The sequence below is a fragment of the Pseudomonas sp. B23(2017) genome (genome assembly GCF_002113725.1).
GTDB lineage: Bacteria > Pseudomonadota > Gammaproteobacteria > Pseudomonadales > Pseudomonadaceae > Aquipseudomonas > Aquipseudomonas putida_Z.
In genome coordinates this window covers 165,405-180,502 of sequence record NZ_NEJM01000008.1, presented here as the reverse complement: position 1 = coordinate 180,502, position 15,098 = coordinate 165,405, and the positions used below count along the sequence as shown (strand labels likewise).

The window sequence follows — 15,098 nt, the reverse complement described above, 5'->3', positions numbered from 1 at the left end:
TGCCCATGCCGCGCCCTGCCGTTTTGCTGCTCGCCAGTGCCCTGCTCGCGCCCCCTGCGCTGGCCGACTCCGCCCAGTCGCAAAGCAACGGTTTTGTCGAGGATGGCCGCTGGAGCCTGCTCAACCGCAGCGTATTCGACCAGCGCGACTACAAGCATGGCGGGCGCAACAGTGCCGGGCGCAACGCCCACAAGCCGCGCGATGAACGTAGCGGCAAGGCCGAGGAATGGGCCTATGGCCTGATGGGCACCTTCCGGTCCGGTTTCACCCAGGGGCTGATTGGTGTCGGGGTCGACGCCCACGCCTACCTGGGCGTGCAACTCGACAGCGGCGGCGGGCGCGTGGGCAAGGCACGCTTGCTCGGGGTGGATAACGAGGGGCACCCGAAGAACGAATACAGCCGTGCCGGCGCGGCACTGAAACTGCGCATGTCCGATACCGTGCTGTCCTACGGTGAGCAACGGGTCAAGACCCCGGTGTTCAGTTCCTCCGACAGCCGCCTGCTGCCCGAGACCGCGACCGGGTTCTTCCTTGACAGCACCGAGTTCGACCACCTCAGGCTGGTGGCCGGGCACTTCAACGAAAACGCCGACCGCAATGCTTCCAGCCACGACCAGGGCTTCGTGGTGAACTACTCCAATGGCCGCCAGGGCAACAGCTTCGACCTGGCCGGCGTGGTGTGGAACCCCGGCGCCGCCTTCAGCGGCAGCCTGTACACCTCACGCTATCAGGACAGCTGGAACCAGCATTACCTGGGCAGCACCCTCAGCCATGCCCTGGATGAGAGACGCAGCCTCACCCTCGACCTCAACCTGTACCGCACGACCGACACCGGCAAGGCGCTGTCCGGGCACATCGACAACACCACCTGGAGCCTGGTCTCGCGTTACGACCACGGGCCGCACGGTTTCAGCCTGGGCTGGCAGCAGGTGGACGGCAATACGCCATTCGACTACGTGACGCGAGGGGCGATCTTCATTGCCAACGCGGTGCAGATGTCGGACTTCAACGCACCGAACGAGAAATCGTGGCAGGCGCGCTATGACCTGAACATGGGCGCCTACGGCGTACCGGGGTTGAACCTGACGGCGTTGTACGTGCGCGGGTTCGATATCGACGGCAGCCATGTCGACCCTGCGGGCGGGTATGCATACCTGGGGTATGGCAAGGGGGGCAAGCATTGGGAGCGCGACCTGGAGGCACGGTATGTGGTGCAGAGCGGCAAGGCCAAGGGCACCGCGTTTTCGCTGCGGCATAACGTGCATCGGGGCAATACGGCGCAGGCGGAGCTGGATGGGGACCAGATACGGTTGGCGGTGGAATGGCCGTTGGGGGGTGGGTTCTGATGTTTCGCGTTGCCTGAGTGGGGCTGCTTTGCAGCCCATCGCGACACAAGGCCGCTCCTACAGGGGATTCGCGCAAAGATCCGGCCAGGCGCGCTCCCTGTAGGAGCGGCCTTGTGTCGCGATGGGCCGCACAGCGGCCCCCAAAATCCATCAGGCAACCACAACTGCCGTATAATCGGCAGCACCCACTGCCCAACCAGGCCACGCCATGCCTCGCCTCCAGAAGTTGCTGCTGCCCCTGCTGCTGACTGCAGCCCTCACCGCCTGCGACCAGAAACCCTCCCGTGAAGAACAGATCCTGGCCCAGCTGCCGCTGCAGGATGCCTACACGCACAACATCGAGCGCATGGCCGCGCTGCTCGGCCGCACGCATCCTCAGCTGCCGCAGACGACCATCCAGGGCGTGCTGCGCAAGCACCTGACCGTCGAGGACCAGCGCCAGGACCTGTTCCGCCTTTACAGCGAAAAAAACTTCAGCGATGCCGAGTTCGCCACCATCGTCGAGGCCACCCAGGACCCGGCCAAGGCCCGTGCCCTGGAAGACACCGAGGCCGGCAAGCGCCTGAGCGAGAAGCTCACCGCCCTGATGCGCGAATCGGCCCGTGACGCGAAGGTGCAGGCCCTGGCCGAGCAGCGCATGCAACAGGTGGAAGACGAACTGGACGCGCTGGAAAAGGCAGGCTCCTGAACGCGGTTCCCCACTGCGCCTATAAGGCGTAAGGTTGTTCCCATTTCGTAGCTGTTTTTCGATCACCCGAGGTCAGGATTGCCACACGCCAAGCACGGACTGCGCCCGGATCTACGCACACTCATTCTGGTGCTTTGCGCCCTTACCGCCGTGGTCATGCTGTGCGCCAGCTACTTCGCCAGCTACCGGGTGCAACGCCAACTGCTGATCGACCATGCCCTGGAAGCCAACCGGGTGTATGCGATGAAGCTGGCAAGCATCACCGAGACCTTTATCGACAACGCCTTGCAGCAGCTGTCGTTCAGCGCTGGCGTGCAAGGCCGCCAGCTGGGTGACGCCGTCGCCCTGCAGGCGGAGACCGAGCGTGTCCTGAGCCAGAGCATGGCCTTCAATTCCACCTTCGTGATCGATGCCAACGGGGTGCTGCTGGCGATTTCCCCCGCCCCTTTGCGGCACCTGGTCGGCAGCCACATGCATTCGCCCGGTGTCCAGGAGGCGCTGCAGGCGCGCCGCCCACTGGTGTCGACGCCCTACATATCGGCGGCCAACAACCTGGTGGTGGCGCTGTCGCAACCCATTTTCGACAGCAATGGCCGCTACCTGGGGTATGTCGGCGGCAGCCTGTACCTGCGTGAACGCAACATCCTCAACAGCCTGCTGGGGGAGCATTTCTACAAGGACGGTTCCTACCTGTACGTGGTCGACCGCAACCGCCGTCTGCTGTATCACCCCGACAGCCAGCGCGTGGGGACGGTGGTTGAAGGCAATGAATTGATCGATCAGCTGGCGAGCCTGGGCAATGGTACCCGGCAACTGACCAACAGCCTCGGCGTGGAAATGCTCGCCGGATATGCCACCGTGCCCAGCGCCGGTTGGGGCGTGGTTGCGCAGCAGCCGCTGACCCAGACAGTGACGCCGCTTAGCCACCTGATCCTCAACGTGGTCGGCACCTCCGCACCGTTGGCGCTGGTGGGCAGCGTGCTGCTGTGGTGGCTGGCCATGACCATCGCCCGGCCGCTGTGGCAGCTGGCCGCCGGCGCCCGCTCGATGGACCGGGCCGGCACTGCCGAGCGCCTGCATCGGGTACCGGCCTGGTACTTCGAGGCGGCCGAGCTGAAGCGCGCGCTGCTGTTTGGGCTGAACCTGCTGCATGAACGCATCGGCCGGCTCAACCGCGACGCCCAGACCGACCCGCTGACCGGCCTGGGCAACCGCCGCAGCCTGGAGTTCAACCTGTCGTTGCTGGAAGCCGAGGGCCGGGCATTTGCGGCCATCGTGCTGGATGTCGACCATTTCAAGCGGGTAAACGACCGCCACGGGCACGAGGTGGGTGACCAGGTACTGCGCCGGCTGTCGGAACTGATGCGCCGCTGTTGCCGCGAGGGTGACCTGCTGTGCCGCACCGGCGGCGAGGAGTTTTTGATGCTGCTGCCGGGGGCTAGCCTGGACGTTGCGGCAGTGGTGGCCGAGCGGCTGCGGGTGACGGTGCAGGATACGCCAGTGGAGCCGGTGGGGGCGGTGACGGTGTCGCTGGGGGTGGCGCATTGGGATGGCGAGACCGAGAGCGAACCGGGGGATGCGTTGAGCGAGGCTGACCGGGCGCTTTACCGGGCCAAGCAGGAGGGGCGCAATCGGGTGGTTGTTGCCTGAACGCCCTTGCTTGCCTGTTCCGGCCTCTTCGCGGGTAAACCCGCTCCCACAGGTACCCCGCAGCCCTCAAGGGCGGTGCATAACCTGTGGGAGCGGGTTCACCCGCGAAAGGGCCGGAACAGACACTACACAGCTCAAGGCAAACCGATTGCCACATGACGGAATGAACTTGGCAGGCCGTAACATTCCTTGTCATAAAACTGTCTTGTTCCAGTCATAGGATTGACCCCAACCTGACATTTTCACTTCATGGATGAGCATCTAATGCGTCGTGTGGTTTTCAATCAGAAAGGTGGCGTCGGAAAGTCCAGCATCGCCTGCAACCTTGCCGCCGCAAGTGCCGCCGAAGGCTACCGGACCTTGCTGGTCGACCTCGACCCGCAGGCCAATGCCACCTACTACCTGACCGGCCTGGTCAATGACGCCATTCCTTCCGGCATCGCCGATTTCTTCCGCCAGACCTTGTCGCCAGTCACCGCTGCCGGCAAGAAGCACCGGGTGGCGATCACCGAAACCCGCTACAGAAACCTGCACCTGGTGACCGCCAGCCCCGACCTCAGCGACCTGCAAGGCAAGCTGGAGAGCAAGTTCAAGATCAACAAGCTGCGCAAGCTGCTGGTGGAACTGGGCGAGGACTACGAGCGGATCTACATCGACACCCCGCCGGCGCTCAACTTCTATACCTTCAGCGCGCTGGTGGCGGCCGAGCGGCTGTTGATCCCGTTCGACTGCGACAGCTTTTCGCGCCAGGCCCTGCACTGCGTCATGGCCGAGGTCGAAGAACTGCGCCAGGACCACAACCCGGCGTTGCAGGTGGAAGGTGTGGTGGTCAACCAGTTCGCCGGGCGCACCGCGCTGCACCAGACCCTGATCGAGCAATTGCGCGGTGAAGGCATGCCGGTGCTGCCGGTGTACCTGAGCAGTTCGATCAAGATGCGTGAATCGCACCAGGCCTCGGTGCCGCTGGTGCACCTGGCGCCGCGGCACAAATTGGCGCTGGAGTTTGTTGATTTGCTGGATGTACTGGAGCGTGCGGCCTGATAGAACCATGGGGGCGCTTTGCGCCCCTTTCGCGACGCAAGGCCGCTCCTACAAGGGATCTCGTCAAATTGCAGCCCCAAAATATCAAGCCCGAAGCACTACCCGACCGTTCATCCGGATGGTAGATTCGCCGCCATGAAAACCACCCGGCATACCCGCACGCTGACCGCCTGGACGCTCTACGCCAGTGTCCTGTTCAGCCTGGTTCTGTGCGGCCTGCACCATGGCCAGATGGGTGGCCTGCGCCTGGCCGGCCTGGAAGGCGGTTTCTGCTCGATCAACAGCGAACACGGCGTTGCCATCGACCTGGATGGCGCCGGCGGCGACCAGCACATGGCCCAGCTCGACTGCCCGGTGTGCTCCTCGTTCGGCCTGGCCGTGCCGCTCAGCAGCGGAGGCTGGTCGTTCACCCCTACGCAAGCCGTGGCCACCTCGCCCATCGTGGTGCGCAGCTGGGCGCAACCGCCGCCGCGCTATCAACGCCCCGCCCTCAACCCCCGCGCCTCCCCCGTCGCTTTCCCCGCAGCCGTACCTCATTTCGCCTGACCTCAGCCGGGCGCGCCTGACTGCGCGCGCTCGCGGTCAGCCATGACCTTTGCGTGGAAGACACACCAACATGCTTCGCAAAACCTCCCTGGTGCTCCTCATGGGCACCTGCAACCTTGCCTGGGCGGATGCTGCCCCGGTGGAACTGAGCGCCACCACCATCGACGGTGAACGCGACGCCGCCAGCGGCGTGCAACTGGACGAGCCGATCCGCACCGGCTCGCGCCTGGGCCTCACCGCGCGGGAAACGCCGGCCTCGGTCAGTGTCTCGGACCGCCGCCTGATCGAGGAGCGCGGCGCCAAGGACAGCCAGGATGTGATCAACGCCATGACCGGCGTCAACGCCTCGGCCAACCCCGGCTTTGGCGGCTTCGTCGCCTACCGCGGCTTCACCCAGAACCAGGTTACCCAGTTGTACAACGGCATCAACCTGGGCTACAGCAGCGCCACCCGGCCAGTGGATGCCTGGGTGCTCGACCGCGTCGAACTGATCGGCGGGCCATCGTCGTTCCTGCATGGTGCGGGCGCGGTGGGCGGCTCGATCAACTACATCACCAAGTTGGCCAGCCGCGATCAGCAGACCATCGACGGCCGTATCCGCCATGGCAGCTTCGACGACAGCGAAGTGGCGTTCGGCATCAACCAGGCACTGGCCAGCAACCCCGCCGATGCCCGCCATTTCATGCGCCTGGACTTCAGCCGCGGGCAGGGCAACGGCTACATCGACCGCAACGAACGGCACACCGACAGCCTGGCCTTCTCGTTGCTGAGCGACCTCACGCCCAACCTCACCCACACCCTGGCCCTGGAGTACCAGGAAGACCGCGAAGACAGCCCTTACTGGGGCTCGCCGATCCTGCCCGGGCGCAGCACGATGAAGATCGACAACAGCCGCCGCTTCGAAAACTACAACGTCGGCGACGGGCGCTATGAGCAGCGGGTACGCTGGCTACGCTCGATCCTCGACTACCAGCTCAGCGACAGCACCAGCGTGCAGAACACGCTTTACCACTACAACGCCCAGCGCGACTACCGCAACCTCGAACGCTACAGCTATACCGACGATGGCAGGGTACGACGCAGCAGCCCTTACCTGCAGCGCCACGACCAGAACCTGCTGGGCGACCGCATCGAGCTGCGCCACGACAACCAGCTGTTCGGCCTGGCCAGCCAGTGGTCGCTGGGGCTGGAGTACTCGCGCATGCGCCAGACCCTCTACCCCACCTCGAGCAGCTGGAGCGATGTGGTCGATGCCGAACACTTCGACCCCGGCAGCTTCGACGACATCCCCGGGGTGAATGCCGGCCTGACCAAGCAACGCCGCCACGAGGTGACCAACCGCGCGGTGTTTGCCGAAAACCGCCTGCAACTCACCGAACGCCTGGCCCTGCTGACCGCCCTGCGCTACGACTACCTTGACATGCAGGTGACCAACTACGGCGCGGTAACGCCAACCTCGCCGGCGTTCTTCGAACGGCGCTGGGAACCGCTTTCCGGGCGTATCGGCCTGACCTATGCGCTGACCCCGTCCGCCAGCGTCTATGCGCAGTACAGTACCTCTGCCGACTTGCCGGCCGGTTCGCTGGCGGCAGCGACCTATTCCAACGTCGGGCTGTTCGACCTGTCCAAGGGCGAGCAGTGGGAAGTGGGCAGCAAGTTCGACTTTCTCGACGGGCGCGGCGCAGCCACGCTGGCGCTGTACCAGATCGTGCGCAAGGACTTTGCCGTGCGCGACTCCAACGACGCCAACCTCACGGTCCAGGCCGGGCAGCAGACCTCACGCGGTGTCGAGTTGTCCGGGCGCCTGCAGGTGACGCCGAAGCTGCTGGCCGAGGCCAACTATGCCTATGTCGATGCGCAGTACGACGAGTTCAACGAGGCGGTGAACGGCGTGTCGGTATCGCGCAAGGGCAACGCACCGGTGAACGTACCGGCCAGCGTCGCCAACCTGTGGCTGACCTACAGCCTGACCCCGGCGTGGTCGGTGGGGGCAGACGGGCGCTACGTGGGCTCGGTGTACGCCGACAACGCCAACAGCCTCAAGGCCCCGGCTTACACCCTGTTCGGCGCGTTCGCCCGCTACCGGCTGGATGAACACACCACGCTCACTGGGCGGGTACGCAACCTGACCGACGAGGTGTATGCCAAGCAGGCCTACAACAGCCAGTACTACATGGGGCCGCCGCGTACCTTCGAGCTGGCGCTGGATATGCGCTTCTGAGCCCATGGCCTGTCTTGCATGAACATCCCGGCCTGCATTGGCTCTTGTAGGAGCGGCCTTGCGTCGCGAAAGGGTCGCAGAGCGGCCCCGGCGATGTCAGTGGCGAAGCTGCAATCGAGGGGCTGCTGCGCAGCCCTTTCGCGACACAAGGCCGCTCCTACAGTGGACCGCGTCAAGCGAACAGCTCGCGGTTGAATCAGGTATCCCGAGGTCGCCCTCGACAAAGCGCCTTCCAGCGCCCGGCTATCTACTGGCAAGCACAACAATGATGGCGCGGCCCGACCGCGCCACTTTCATCATGCCTGCCAATGGAACCGGAGAGCACTCGCATGCCCGCACCTCACGAGGTATCCCCCGCCACCCTGCGCCGGGTGATCGCCGCCTCGGCCATCGGCAATTTCGTCGAATGGTTCGACTTCGCCGTCTACGGCTTTCTCGCTACCCTGATCGCCAGCCAGTTCTTCGCCAGCGAAGACGCCAGCGTGGCCTTGCTCAAGACCTTTGCGGTGTTCGCCGTGGCGTTCGCCCTGCGCCCGCTGGGCGGCATCGTGTTCGGCGCGCTGGGTGACCGCCTCGGGCGCAAGCGCATCCTGTCGCTGACCATCCTGCTGATGGCCGGCTCCACGACCCTCATCGGCCTGCTGCCGACCTACGCCAGCATCGGCCTGGCAGCCCCCGCGCTGCTGACCCTGGCGCGCTGCCTGCAGGGCTTTTCCGCCGGTGGCGAGTATGCCGGGGCCTGCGCCTACCTGATGGAGCATGCGCCCAACGACAAGCGCGCCTTCTATGGCAGCTTCGTGCCGGTGTCGACCTTTTCCGCCTTTGCCTGCGCGGCAGTGATTGCCTATGGCCTGGAAGCCAGCCTGTCGGCCGAGGCGATGAATGCCTGGGGCTGGCGCATCCCGTTCTTGATCGCCGCGCCGCTGGGGCTGGTCGGCCTGTACCTGCGCTGGCGCATGGAAGAAACCCCGGCGTTCCGCGAAGCCATCGCCCAGGGCAAGGAGCATGAACATTCACCGCTCAAGGAAACCCTGCGCAACCATGGCCGGGCGATCCGCAACCTGGGGGCCTTCATCTCGCTGACCGCGCTGTCGTTCTACATGTTCACCACCTACTTCGCCACCTACCTGCAACTGGTCGGCAACCTGACCCGCGCGCAATCGCTGCTGGTAACCACCGTGGCCCTGCTGTTCGCCGCGGTCGGCTGCCCGCTGGCCGGGGCGTTCTCGGACCGCGTCGGGCGGCGCAAGACTATCGGCTTTACCTGCCTGTGGGTGATGCTGTGCGTGTTCCCGGCGTACTGGCTGGCCAGTTCCGGCTCGATGTCCGGTGCGCTGCTGGGGGTGATCCTGCTGGCGGTGGGGGCGTTGTGCAGTGGTGTGGTCACGGCGGCATTGCTGTCGGAAAGCTTCCCTACCCGCACCCGCTATACCGCTTCGGCAATTACCTACAACGTGGCCTATACGCTGTTTGGCGGCACCGCACCGCTGGTGGCGACCTGGCTGATCGGGCAGACCGGCAGCAGCCTGGCACCGGCGTTCTACCTGGTGGTGATTGCACTGGTGGCGTTGGTGGGTGGGTTGGCGTTGCCGGAGACTTCGCGGATTTCGTTGCATGATGAGGCGGGGGGCGACGGTGCTAGGGCTGGGGCTCGTCGTACTGTTTGAGAATTTGGGGCCGCTTTGCGGCCCATCGCGACACAAGGCCGCCCCTACAAGGGATCGCGTCAATTTGCGGCTGATGCGGTCCCCTGTAGGAGCGGCCTTGTGTCGCGATGGGCTGCAAAGCAGCCCCAAAACGCTCAACCCTCCTGCACCTCTTCGCGCCGATACGCCCACTGATACAACGCCGGCAACACCAGCAAGGTCAGTGCGGTGGACGACAGAATCCCGCCAATCACCACGGTCGCCAGCGGCCTCTGCACCTCGGCCCCGGTCCCGGTCGCCAAGGCCATCGGGATGAACCCCAGCGACGCCACCAGTGCCGTCATCAGCACCGGCCGCAAGCGCGTCAGCGCGCCCTCCTCGACCGCTGCCCGCAGCGTGCGCCCTTCCTCCCGCAGGCCACGGATAAAGGCGATCATCACCAGCCCGTTGAGCACCGCCACCCCCGACAAGGCAATGAACCCCACGCCAGCGGAAATGGACAACGGAATGTCTCGCAACCACAGCGCCAGCACCCCGCCGGTAAGGGCGAACGGGATGCCGGTGAATACCAGCAGGCCATCCCTGAGGTTGTTGAACATCATCAGCAACAGCGCCATGACCAGCAGCAAGGCCACCGGCACCACCACCTGCAGGCGCTCGGCCGCCGACTGCAGCTGCTCGAACTGGCCACCCCAGCGGGTCCAGTAACCCGGCGGTATCTGCACCTGCTCGATCAGCGTCTGCTCGGCCTCCTCGACGAACGAACCCAGGTCGCGCCCGCGCACGTTGGCACTGACCACCACCACCCGCTTGCCATCCTCGCGGCTGACCTGGTTCGGCCCCAGCTGCAGGTTCAGCGTGGCTACCTGCGACAGCGGGATGAAGCCTATTTGCCCGGCACCCGCAGCAGCACTGGCCGGCACCGGAATCAGCAGGCTGCCCAGCCCGTCGACATCGGTGCGCAGGGTTTCCGACAGGCGCACCACCATGTCGAAACGGCGGTCACCCTCGTACAGCGTGCCGGCCGTGCGGCCACCCACGGCAATGGCAATGGCGTCCTGCACATCACCCACGTTAAGGCCATGGCGGGCCGCCTTGTCGCGGTCGATATCGATGGTCAGCACCGGCAGGCCGGTAGTCTGCTCGACCTTTACCTCGGACGCGCCCGGCACGCCTTGCAGGCTGCTGGCGATCTGCGCGGCGGTGCGGTTGAGCACATCCATGTCATCACCGAACAGCTTCACCGCCACATCGCTGCGCACCCCGGAAATCAGCTCGTTGAAGCGCAGCTGGATCGGCTGCGACAGCTCGTGGTTGCTGCCCGGCACGCTGGCGGCGGCACGTTGTACCTCGGCGATCAGCTCATCACGCGGCTTGCCCGGGTCGCCCCATTGCTCACGCGGACGCAGCATCACATAGGCGTCGGAAATGTTCGGCGGCATCGGGTCGGAGGCGATCTCGGCGGTGCCGGTGCGGGCGAACACCCGCTCCACTTCCGGTACCTGGGCGATGATCGCCTGCTCCAGGCGCTGCTGCATGTCGACCGACTGCGACAGGCTGGTGCCTGGCACGCGCAAGGCCTGCAGGGCGAAGTCGCCTTCGCTGAGGCTGGGGATGAACTCGCTGCCCATGCGGCTGGCCATAACCCCGGACAACAACACCAGGGTAGCGGCGCCAGCGAACGCCAGTTTGCGCCGGCCCAGCACCCAGGCCAGCACCGGGGCATAGCGCTGACGCGCCGTGCGCATTACCAGGCCTTCCTCTTCCTTGACCTTGCCGGTGACGAACAGGGCAATGGCCGCCGGCACGAAGGTAACCGAGAGGATCATGGCACCAAGCAGGGCGATGACCACGGTAAAGGCCATAGGGTGGAACATCTTGCCCTCCACCCCGGTCAAGGCAAAGATCGGCAGGTACACCACCATGATGATCAGCTGGCCATAGATCAGCGGCCGACGCGCCTCACGGGCGGCAGCGAACACTTCATGGAAGCGCTCGGTGCGGGTCAGCATGCGGCCATGGCGTTGCTGGGCGTGGGCCAGGCGGCGGATAGCGTTCTCCACGATCACCACCGCGCCGTCGACGATGATGCCGAAGTCCAGTGCGCCCAGGCTCATCAGGTTGGCGCTGACCTTGTTGCTGAACATGCCGGTGAAGGTGAACAGCATCGACAACGGAATGACCATGGCGGTGATCAGCGCCGCGCGGATGTTGCCCAGGAACAGGAACAACACAGCGATGACCAGAATGGCACCTTCGACCAGGTTCTTCTTCACCGTGGCGATGGCCTTCTCCACCAGGTTGGTGCGGTCGTACACCGTCACCGCGACCACGCCCTTGGGCAGGTTGCGGTTGATCTCGACCAGCTTGGCGGCGACCGCCTGGGACACCGTGCGGCTGTTCTCGCCAATCAGCATGAACACCGTGCCCAGCACCACTTCCCGGCCGTTTTCGGTGGCCGCGCCCGAGCGCAGTTCTTCGCCCAGGCCGACCTGGGCAACATGGCTGACGCGGATTGGCGTGCCATCGACACTGGAAATGACGATGTTGGCGATGTCCTCGGCCGACGCCACCTGGCCTGGCGCGCGAATCAGCAACTGCTCGCCATTGCGCTCGATGTAGCCGGCGCCGACGTTGGCGTTGTTGCGCTCCAGCGCCGCGATCAGGTCGTTGAGGGTGAGTTTGTAGGCCGCCAGGCGCTTGGGCTCCGGCGCAATCAGGTACTGCTTGGCATGGCCGCCGATGCTGTTGACCTCGGCTACCCCGGGCACGTTGCGCAGCTGCGGCTTGATGATCCAGTCCTGAATCACCCGCAGGTCGGTCGGGGTGTAGGGCGTGCCGTCTTCCTTCAGCGCGCCCTGCTCGGCTTCCACCGTCCACAGGAAGATTTCACCCAGCCCGGTGGAAATCGGCCCCATGCCCGCTTCGATGCCGTCGGGCAACTGCTCACGCGCCACTTGCAGGCGCTCGTTGACCAGTTGGCGGGCGAAGAACAGGTCGGTGCCGTCGTCGAAAATGACCGTGACCTGCGACAGGCCCGAACGCGACAGCGAGCGGGTCTGCTTGAGCCCGGGCAGGCCGGCCATGGCGGTCTCGATGGCGAAGGTGATGCGCTGCTCGGTCTCCAGCGGCGAATAGCCGGGGGCGGCGGTATTGATCTGCACCTGGACGTTGGTGATGTCCGGTACAGCGTCGATCGGCAGTTTCTGGTAGCTGTGGATACCCACCGCGGCCATCAGGACCACGGCCAGCATCACCACCAGGCGCTGCTCGATGGCGAATTGGATCAGGCGTTCGAACATGCAGGCGTCCCCGTGATCAATGGCTGTGCTCGGCCGAGCCTTTGCCCAGCTCGGACTTGAGGACAAAGCTGCCGGCAGCGGCCACCTGGGTTCCGGCGGCAAGGCCGGTGGTGATTTCCACCTGGCCGGCGTCGCGGCGGCCGGTCTTCACCGGGCGGGCCTCGAAGCCTTCCTCGGTACGGGCAAACACCACGGTCTGCTCCTCCCAGGTTTGCAGGGCGCTTTGCGGTACCACCACGGCGGCGTTGAAGCGTTCGACGCTGACCGCGACATTGACGAACAGCCCGGGGCGCCAGGCGCCGTTGGGGTTGGCCAGCGTGGCGCGGACAGTGGCGGCACGGTTCTGCTCGCCGAGCAGGCTGCCGACGTAGTTGACCTTGCCCTCGACCTGGGCGCCCAGGTCCGGCGCGCTGACCGTGACATCGCGGCCGGTGGTCACCTTGTCCAGGTCGCGCGGGGCGACGGCGAAGGTGGCCCAGACCCGGCTGAGGTCAGACAGGGTGAAGGCATTGCTGGTCTCATCGACCACCTCGCCCACGGTCAGGTGCTTTTCCACCACCACTGCATCGAACGGCGCGCGCAGTTCATAGCGGTTGCCGGCGCCGGCCGGGCCCACGGCGGCGACTTTCTGCCGGGCGTTGGCCAAGGCAATCTCGGCTTCCTGCAACGCCTGACGGGCCTGCAGGTAATCCTGCTCGGCACTGATGCGTTCCTGCCACAGCTGCTGTTCGCGCTGGAAGGTCAGGCGCGCCAGTTCCAGGCGGCGCTGGGCAGCCTGTTGTTCGCTGCGCAGGTCGGAAATCTGCTGGCTGGCGATTACCGCCAGCACCTGACCACGCTTGACCGCCTGGCCCAGCTCGGCTTGCACCGACTCGACCACACCGGGCACGCGTGGCACGACGTGGGCAGTACGGTCCTCATCGAAGCGGATTTCACCCGGGAAGCTGATGGCGGTGCCCAGTTCACGAGGGCCGGCATTGGCCAGTTGCACACCGGCAGCTTCGATCTGGGCGATGGACAGGTGCAGCTTGCCCTCCTCTTCTTCGTGGCCTTCGCCGGCCTGTTCCTCGCCGTGGCCGTGGCTGTCTTCGCCGTGGTCGTCGTGCCGGGCTTCAGTGCCTGACGCGTTGCCGAGGTTGCCGGTCCAGGCCAGGCCACCGAGGCCGAGCGCGGCAATGGCGGCAGCCAGAAGGGCTATCTTGCGTGGATTAGTCATTGTTGCTCCTGCTGTTCAATTTGTTGCGCAGGCCATCGAGGTCGCCATAGATCCGCTCGACCTGCGCCCGCGCGTCGGTCGCCGAGGCCAGCGCCTCGAGGTACAGCCCGCGCGCCTCGATCAGCGTGCGCTGGGCGTCGAGCACATCGAGAAAGGCAAACTTGCCCATTTCGAAACCGCGTGTGGCGGTGTCCACGGCCTGCTGGGCAGAAGGCAGGATGGTGCGGTCATAGGCCTGCACTTCCTGCATGGCCGTGGCCCACTGGCTGACGGCGCTGCGGGTTTCACTGCGCAGGCGCAGCTCCACGGCGTTGCGCAGGTCACGCGCCTGGTCGGCACGGCGGGCCGCGGCCAGCACGTTGCCCTGGTTGCGGTCGAACAGCGGCAAGGGCATCGACAGGCCCACCACATTGACCCGCTCGCGGTCTTCGCGGCTGTACTGGCTGCCAAGGCTGACGGTGAGGTTGGGAATGCGCAGGGCCTTTTCCGAACCCAGGGACGCTTCGCCGCGCTCGACCTGGGCGGCGGCCAGGCGCCATTCAGCCGTTTGCTCCACCTGACCGAGCAGGGCGTCGGCGCTGGGCGCATCACCGGGGGACAGGTTGGCGGCCTGCAACTGGTCGAAGCTTGCCAGCGGGCTGCCGGTCAACCGTGCCAGGGCCTGGTAAGCCACACTGCGCTGGGTTTGCGCACGGCGCACTTCAGCCTGGGCCTGGGCCAACTGCACCTGGGCCCGGGTGGCCTCCACGGGCGATGACTGGCCAGCGGTCACCCGCCCCTGCACCACTCGCAGCCCACGCTCGGTCAATGCCTGCGATTGCTGCGCCAGCTCCAGCGCGGTCTGCGCGCGCAGGGCGCCGTGGAATGCCTGCACCACATCGGCGCGCAGGCCGTTGCGCTGGCGCTCCAGGTCCAGCTGGGCAATGGCCTGGCCGGCACCGGCCACGGCGATGCGTGCACCGCGCTTGCCGCCCAGCTCCAGCGGTTGGCTGAGGGTGACAGTGGTGGTGCTGGTGTCACGGCGGGTGTCCTCGACCTCCCAGGACAGCTCCGGGTTGGGGATCAGCCCGGCCTGGCGCCGCTCGCCATCGGCAATGCCGATTTCCCGGCCGGCCGCAGCCAGCTCCGGGTTCTGGGCAAAGGCGGCGTCAAGCGCCTGGGGCAGGCTCAGGCTCTGGCTGGCCTGGGCGCTGGCGGCAACAGCCAGCAACAGGCAGAGCAAGGCGGTCTTGCGGGGGATGGACACGAAACAGATCCTCGTCGGCGAGCTTTGGCGAGGGACTGTAGAAAGCCGCGCTTATCGGGGCGGTGGCGGGAAAATTACAATTTTGTAATCAAGCTGCAGGCGACAAAGCTGGAGCCCTATGGAGTTCCTGTGGGAGCTGGCTTGCCGGCGATAGGGCCGGTACAGGCGATATCAAGTTCGATAATCGCCCACTTTT

General features: G+C 65.7%; 10 protein-coding genes. 7 read left to right on the top strand and 3 right to left on the bottom strand.

Going from position 1 to position 15,098, the window contains the following annotated elements:
• The first annotated feature begins 5 nt into the window (after nucleotides 1-5).
• The 7 genes from CAG46_RS15255 (at nucleotide 6) to CAG46_RS15220 (ending at nucleotide 9,159) form a co-directional block, all read left to right on the top strand.
• Complete coding sequence (locus CAG46_RS15255) at nucleotides 6-1,346, top strand: OprD family porin (protein ID WP_085619101.1); 1,341 nt, start codon at nucleotides 6-8, stop codon at nucleotides 1,344-1,346.
• Between the two features lie 208 nt (nucleotides 1,347-1,554).
• Nucleotides 1,555-2,034, top strand: coding sequence for a hypothetical protein (locus tag CAG46_RS15250; protein WP_075044663.1), 480 nt, complete (start codon nucleotides 1,555-1,557; stop codon nucleotides 2,032-2,034).
• Nucleotides 2,035-2,112: 78 nt separating this feature from the next.
• Entirely contained in the window at nucleotides 2,113-3,684 is a 1,572-nt protein-coding gene (locus tag CAG46_RS15245) for a sensor domain-containing diguanylate cyclase (RefSeq protein ID WP_085619103.1), read from the top strand.
• A 264-nt stretch (nucleotides 3,685-3,948) separates the two neighbouring features.
• Complete coding sequence (locus tag CAG46_RS15240; RefSeq protein WP_085619105.1) at nucleotides 3,949-4,725, top strand: ParA family protein; 777 nt, start codon at nucleotides 3,949-3,951, stop codon at nucleotides 4,723-4,725.
• Between the two features lie 135 nt (nucleotides 4,726-4,860).
• On the top strand, nucleotides 4,861-5,271 hold the full coding sequence (locus CAG46_RS15235) for a DUF2946 family protein (RefSeq protein WP_085707967.1): 411 nt from the start codon (nucleotides 4,861-4,863) through the stop codon (nucleotides 5,269-5,271).
• A 70-nt stretch (nucleotides 5,272-5,341) separates the two neighbouring features.
• A complete protein-coding gene (locus CAG46_RS15230) occupies nucleotides 5,342-7,492 on the top strand; it encodes a TonB-dependent siderophore receptor (protein WP_085617620.1) in 2,151 nt (716 codons plus the stop codon).
• A gap of 329 nt (nucleotides 7,493-7,821) precedes the next feature.
• Entirely contained in the window at nucleotides 7,822-9,159 is a 1,338-nt protein-coding gene (locus tag CAG46_RS15220; RefSeq protein ID WP_085617616.1) for an MFS transporter, read from the top strand.
• A gap of 134 nt (nucleotides 9,160-9,293) precedes the next feature.
• Here the strand turns inward: CAG46_RS15220 and CAG46_RS15215 are convergent, their stop codons facing one another.
• Genes CAG46_RS15215 through CAG46_RS15205 form a run of 3 tightly spaced genes read right to left on the bottom strand, consistent with a single transcriptional unit; the run spans nucleotide 9,294 to nucleotide 14,902 of the window.
• Entirely contained in the window at nucleotides 9,294-12,440 is a 3,147-nt protein-coding gene (locus CAG46_RS15215) for an efflux RND transporter permease subunit (RefSeq protein WP_085617614.1), read from the bottom strand.
• Between the two features lie 16 nt (nucleotides 12,441-12,456).
• Nucleotides 12,457-13,656: an efflux RND transporter periplasmic adaptor subunit gene (locus CAG46_RS15210; protein WP_085617612.1), complete on the bottom strand. Its 1,200-nt coding sequence runs from the start codon at nucleotides 13,654-13,656 to the stop codon at nucleotides 12,457-12,459.
• Nucleotides 13,649-14,902: a TolC family protein gene (locus CAG46_RS15205; RefSeq protein ID WP_085617610.1), complete on the bottom strand. Its 1,254-nt coding sequence runs from the start codon at nucleotides 14,900-14,902 to the stop codon at nucleotides 13,649-13,651. The genes CAG46_RS15210 and CAG46_RS15205 overlap by 8 nt, the downstream gene beginning before the upstream one ends.
• Nucleotides 14,903-15,098 lie beyond the last annotated feature (196 nt).